Here is a 5,438-nt window from a genome sequence, read left to right as displayed (position 1 = left end):
GCGCATACATGCCGCGCATGTTGCCGGCGCCATTGGTCGTCACCGCGAGGTGACCGCCCGGCTTCAGCACGCGGTACATTTCGGCAAGCGCCTGCGCCTGATCGGCCACATGGTAGAGCATGTGCATGGCGATGACGGTGTCGAAGGAGCCGTCCTCGAAGGGCAGGGCGGTTGCGTCGGCCTGCTGGCCGGTGACGCGGGCAAAGGAGAGCGGGTGGCAGCGCTCGAGCGCTTCCTGCAGCATGCCGGGGGAGCGATCGGCAAGCGTGAGGTCGAGATCGTCGGGCAGCTCGTTTGCCACGGAAGCCCAGAACCAGGCGGGACCACAGCCAATGTCCAGCACGCGATCGCCCGGTTTGAGGGGAAGCTGCCGCGCCACCCAGGGAAACCAGCCGGTTTCGGCAATTGTATATTCCCGGTTCAGGCGCCCGCGCGCGGCAAGTTTTTTGCTGTCGCTATATTGTTGCTCATTGCCTGTGGTGATCGATGACATGATCGGCCCTGCTTCCTTCAATGCCGGCTGGAATGAATACGGCAGCTGATCCTGCATCTTTGCGGCGTGGCGGGCAATTACGATATCCGGCTTTTGAGGTGTCGAATTGGCCGGTGTCGATGATGCGGCCCGCCCGCAGACGGGTCTGTGACAAACAAGTCGTCGGCGGAATGGTTGTCGCTGTTGTCGGCAGCTGCTAGGTCACCCTCTAGCCATCGCCCGGCCTCGAAGGAGAAACAGTGAAGAACCCGATCTTTCTCGTCATCATGTGCGCCTTCATCCTGGTGGCGATCGCCGGCCTTGCGATCAGTTCCGCCCGGCTGGTCGGCTTGTTCTAGCCTGCTCATTGATAGGCCGGCGGCTCTCCCTGATCGCTTGATATCCAGTGAACCCAGACCGACACGCCGCGTGCCTTCAGCCTCTCCATCACATGCCGGGCCGGGCTGCCCGGCGTCATCACATCGCGATAGATATCGTCATCATAGATCTTCACGCCGCGCAGAGCGGACATGTCGAGCAGCGCGGGCAGGTTGGCGAGATCGACACCGAGGGTGAGATATTGCAGCTTCAGCGGTGGTTTCAGCGTTTCGAGATCGACGAAGCGGACCATCGAGGTGAGATCTAGCGCGGTGATATTGGGGCAGTTGGCGATACCAGCCATGCTGGCGACATCGAAGCTGTCATCTTCGCCGCTCCAGAATTTCCAGATGTAGGAATAGATGGTGTTGCCGCCGTCGAAATAGAGCGTGTCCACCTGGTCCAGCATCTCCCGCGTCAGCGGATAGCGCTCCAGATAGGTGCGCACCGGCAGGAGCGGATGATGGCCGTCAGTGTCGAGATCGACGGCGCGACCGAGCACATGGCCTGCCAGTTCCTCACGTGTGCCGAGATTGAGAATGCCCTTGTCCATCATCACGGACATGACGACGAGCTTGAGATTGGGATCGCCGAACGGCGCGCCCGGCTCTCCCGAAGGTTCGGGATAAAAGGCGGCGCGGGTCGTTTTCGCCGTGCCAAGCATGGTTGCGGCCGTTGCGCCGACCAGCAGATTGCGTCTTCGGATCATGCCGCCTCATGCACCAGGGATCGGATCTCCGCGACAGAAGCTAGTGCAGCCGGTGGATGAAAAAAGGTGGGCTACCGCACATTAGCCAGGTGAAATCTGCGCGCGCTGAATGGAGTGTCCGGCCTGCTCCCGAATGCCTGATGCTGCCGGGCGATTACCGGAAACGCGGTTCGCGGCGGGCGTTGTGCAGAAGTTCACTGGCGGTGGCGAAAGCGCCGAAGAGCTGCAGCAGCCGCTTCTCCTCCTTGCCGTCGATCCGGTGTCGGGTGCAGAACTCAGTAACGGACCAGACCTTGGTCAGGGCATCATGCTCGACATCTGCAGGCTCTACGCGTTCCATGGCTGCATCCTCCCTGACCAAAGATACCGCCACGCTCTGGCGACTAACGAAAAGTGATTAGTCAAGGACATGCTGCAACGCCGCGCCGGTTCAAGAGGCGGGATATGGATAAACTGCTGCGCCGATTTCTTGGGCTCTGAGATGGATGGTGCCGCCAGTTCCTATACCCGCCCCGCCAGCGCCAGATAGGCAGAGATCGTCAGCACCGAAAGCACCGTGGAGGCGAGCACGACGCGGCCCGTCAGGCTCGCTTCGCGGCCATAGAATTCCGCCAGCATGAAGGGGCCTGTGCCTGTCGGCAGCGCTGCGAGCAGCACGGCGGTATGGGTGGYAGCCGGTGGCAGGTTGAGGAGCGGTGCGGCGATCAGCCAGGTGACGACGGGCTGGGCGATCAGCTTCAGTCCGACGAGAATGCTTGTTGTCGTCGCCCGGGCGCCCGCTTCGCCGGCCTTGGTGCCGGCCAGAAACAAGCCAAGCGCGATCAGCGCGCAGGGGGAGGCGGCGCCGCCCAGGAGCTTCATGAAGGCATGCACGGGGGCGGGGAGCGCCACACCCGAGAGCATCACCAGAGCTCCGAGGACGGGGGCGACCAGCAGCGGATTTTTCGCCAGCGAACGCGCCGTCTTGAGCGCGATATCGCGCCGCCGGGTTTCGGATTGCAGCCCGCCTTCGATCAGGATGATGGCGACGGCGAAGAGTACGCAGACGGTGAGGATGGTCGAGATCAGCGTCGGTGCCATGCCGGTGTCGCCGATCAGTGACAGGACGAGCGGAAAGCCGATGAAACCGGTGTTGGCATAGCTCGCATTCAGCCCGTCTATCGCGGCATCCGCCAGATGCCGGCCCCTGGCGACGCGCCAGAAGAGCGTGGCGCCGAAGATGACGGCGCAGCCGGCGGTAAACGCCAGGATGAAGCCCGGTTGCCAGATCTCGGCGGGTTTGGCATTGGCCATGATATCGAAGAGGAGCGCGGGCAAAGCGAGATAGACGACCAGCCGGTTGACCTCGCGCGTGGCATTTTCACTGAGCGCCCCAGTCTTGCGGGCGATCCAGCCGGCAAGGATGAGGGCGAAGATCGGCAGGACAATCGAAAGGTTCGTCAGCATGGGCAACTCGGGCAATTCGGCACAGCTCCGTACCTGGAGCGGTCATTGCCTAGCGCCTGAGATCGAGATAATCCAATGTCATCTGCAATGCTGATTGATACTTCTGGGGTATCGAATGGACACACGCCATATGCGCTATTTCGTGGCGCTGGCCGAAACGCTGCATTTCGGCCATGCGGCCGCGCGCATGAACATGAGCCAGCCGCCCTTCAGCCGGCAGATATCAGCCATCGAAAAGGCGCTCGGTGTGCGGCTCTTCGAGCGCAATTCGCGCAATGTGGCGCTGACGCCGGCCGGCCGGCATTTCCTGGCCGATTGCCGCACCGTGCTTGAACGCTTCGATGCTGCCTGCCGCGATGTGCAACTGGTCGCCAGCGGCATGAAGGGTGAGTTGAAGCTCGGCTTCATGATGCATGCCGCTCATAGCGTCATCCCGGCACTGGTGCGGCTTTATTCGCGGGCGCGTCCGGATGTGCGGCTGATCCTGGAGGAGCGCATACCCACCGATATCGAGGAGATGCTCACCGAAGGCAAACTCGATGCCGCCGTCACCTTCGGCGGCGGTCCCGCACCGCATCTGCGCACGCTGCTGCTTGCCCGTGACCGGCTGTGCCTGATCGTGCCATCAGGCCACCCGCTGGCCGAGGCCGAAACCATCGGGCCGCAGTCGCTTGCGGGCGAAAAACTGATCGCCGCGCCCGCAACCGTGGCGCCAACGCTGCGTTGGGCGATCGGCCTCTATTGCGCTGCCGGCGGCGTCATCCCGCATTTTGCCTTCGAGCCGCGCCTGCAGCACACGATCATCCGGCTGGTGCAGGAGGGGCTGGGCGTGGCGCTGATCCCGCAATCGCTTTGCAGCGATCTGGCGGAGGGGGTGGTGTCCCGGCAGCTCGACGATGCGCCGGAATTCGATGTCGTGCTCTGCGCCTCGCGCACGGCGAAGAACCCGGCCGTGCCGCAGTTGTTCGAGGTGGCAGCCGGCGCGGGTGTCGAGGGGCGGGTGTGATGGCGTTTACGGTCCCAGACCCTCACCGGGCGACGGGGACCTGTTCTTAGCCCAAGGCGGCGTTGATCACGCTCGGCACGCATTTGCCTTGCCGGATCAAACGTTGCCGAAACTCAGAATTTCAGGTCGACGGTGGGAAAGAAGGCGTCCTTCGGCGGATCCTTGTCGGCGCATTCCACGCCCTTGATCAGCGCGCCGCCGCTATCGCTGAGGATTTCGCCCTCGTGATCGTTCCAGACCACGATTGCTTCCGGCGTCATCCCCTTGAAATCAACCTCCGGACCGGGCGTTACCCGGCCTTCTTTATTTCCATCCCACCAGAAAAGCTTTGGTGGCGGGTTGCCGCCATCTGGCTCGGAGCCTGCAAGGACGAGATATCGGTTGCCGACCAGCGCGATGTCACGCACGCCGCGGCCGGTCGTTCCCGGTCCATCGGAGAGGTCCATCATGACGGGAGGGGTAATTTGCGCAGAGCCCACGTCGCCGGTACCCAGTTTGACCAGTTGCATCGGATTGGCGAGTTCGAGCACGACGGCGCGATTATCGGATAGCGGTCCCCGCAGGCCGATCAGGAGATGCCCTTCGGGTGTCGCTGCCAGACCTTCAATGTTGAGATGGGCCTTCAAACTGTCTTCGCTGCTGCCGAGGGCCGCGGCCATGTCCGCACGAAGATTGCGATAGACCTCGCCGGAATTGGACAATGTCCCGTCAGCCGACACGGCGGTTGCAAACAGTTCCTTGCGCTTTTTCTTGTCTTCCCCACTGCTGTTCAGCGAATGGGATGTGAGCCAGAATATGGTGTCGCCGATACGGGCGCTGCCTTCGATGTCAGTCACATCATCGACGGCGAAATGTTTGACCGGTTTCGGCTTTCCCCGCTGATAGATCATGATCGCAGAGAAATCGTCGCTTGCGACGGCCACATGAGACTTATCGACCAATGCTGCGGCCGAGGCCTCGCAAATGCCTCGGTACGCGTGGTGCGCGGCATTGGCTGTCAGCGGACCAACGAGTGAGGAGAACACGGCCAAAAGGATAACGCGGCTGCTATTGCTCATGCGACAAGCCCCCGTCTCGATGCGCAACCTCCCGGTGAGGTGGCAATATTGCAAGTAAACTATCGCATAAGGTGCACGTCAAGATAATTTTAGTAATAAATCATATGTAGTCCATTTTGCGTGGTTATATAAATTTATAGTAGTCTATTGTTCAGGAATAAAATTCATCTTCATGGATTTGTTTTGCAGAATGTTTCGGTCAGTCAGCTTTTGATGGTCTATGAATGTGCGGATCCGATACTTTTATTCTCTAATGGATTTCACCTGTTCTTTCGGGTCCCGGCAGCAAYGGGTCAGGGCTGAAAACTGAAGCTGTGCCGAGTGACACCCCCTCTGTCCTGCCGGACATCTCCCCCACAAGGGGGGAGA

General features: G+C 61.2%; 6 protein-coding genes. 1 reads left to right on the top strand and 5 read right to left on the bottom strand.

What is annotated here, in order from left to right; all coding sequences use genetic code 11:
• The 4 genes from AC1DTN_RS36980 to AC1DTN_RS36965 all read right to left on the bottom strand — a co-directional run.
• On the bottom strand, nucleotides 1-493 hold a 493-nt coding region (locus tag AC1DTN_RS36980), incomplete at its 3' end, for a class I SAM-dependent methyltransferase (RefSeq protein ID WP_477925053.1).
• A gap of 343 nt (nucleotides 494-836) precedes the next feature.
• Nucleotides 837-1,559 carry a DUF6892 domain-containing protein gene (locus tag AC1DTN_RS36975; RefSeq protein ID WP_477925052.1) on the bottom strand — a complete coding sequence of 241 codons (723 nt, stop codon included), beginning with the start codon at nucleotides 1,557-1,559 and terminating at the stop codon, nucleotides 837-839.
• 154 nt (nucleotides 1,560-1,713) lie between these two features.
• Nucleotides 1,714-1,899: a hypothetical protein gene (locus tag AC1DTN_RS36970; RefSeq protein ID WP_439015616.1), complete on the bottom strand. Its 186-nt coding sequence runs from the start codon at nucleotides 1,897-1,899 to the stop codon at nucleotides 1,714-1,716.
• Between the two features lie 161 nt (nucleotides 1,900-2,060).
• Nucleotides 2,061-3,005 carry an AEC family transporter gene (locus AC1DTN_RS36965; protein ID WP_477925051.1) on the bottom strand — a complete coding sequence of 315 codons (945 nt, stop codon included), beginning with the start codon at nucleotides 3,003-3,005 and terminating at the stop codon, nucleotides 2,061-2,063.
• A 115-nt stretch (nucleotides 3,006-3,120) separates the two neighbouring features.
• Here AC1DTN_RS36965 and AC1DTN_RS36960 point away from each other — a divergent pair, with 115 nt between their 5' ends.
• Complete coding sequence (locus AC1DTN_RS36960) at nucleotides 3,121-4,011, top strand: LysR family transcriptional regulator (RefSeq protein WP_477925050.1); 891 nt, start codon at nucleotides 3,121-3,123, stop codon at nucleotides 4,009-4,011.
• A gap of 113 nt (nucleotides 4,012-4,124) precedes the next feature.
• Here AC1DTN_RS36960 and AC1DTN_RS36955 read toward each other — a convergent pair whose 3' ends face one another.
• Entirely contained in the window at nucleotides 4,125-5,069 is a 945-nt protein-coding gene (locus AC1DTN_RS36955; protein WP_477925048.1) for a DUF3616 domain-containing protein, read from the bottom strand.
• Nucleotides 5,070-5,438 lie beyond the last annotated feature (369 nt).

The sequence above is a fragment of the Rhizobium sp. 01T444 genome (genome assembly GCF_056398305.1).
The sequence above is the reverse complement of the archived record's forward strand: the minus strand, read 5'-3'. Positions and strand labels throughout refer to the sequence as shown.

Excerpts from the sequence above, each read along its gene's own strand:
- AC1DTN_RS36975 (WP_477925052.1), bottom strand. The coding sequence starts at position 1,559 with ATGATCCGAAGACGCAATCTGCTGGTCGGCGCAACGGCCGCAACCATG.
- AC1DTN_RS36970 (WP_439015616.1), bottom strand. The coding sequence starts at position 1,899 with ATGGAACGCGTAGAGCCTGCAGATGTCGAGCATGATGCCCTGACCAAG.
- AC1DTN_RS36960 (WP_477925050.1), top strand. The coding sequence starts at position 3,121 with ATGGACACACGCCATATGCGCTATTTCGTGGCGCTGGCCGAAACGCTG.
- AC1DTN_RS36955 (WP_477925048.1), bottom strand. The coding sequence starts at position 5,069 with ATGAGCAATAGCAGCCGCGTTATCCTTTTGGCCGTGTTCTCCTCACTC.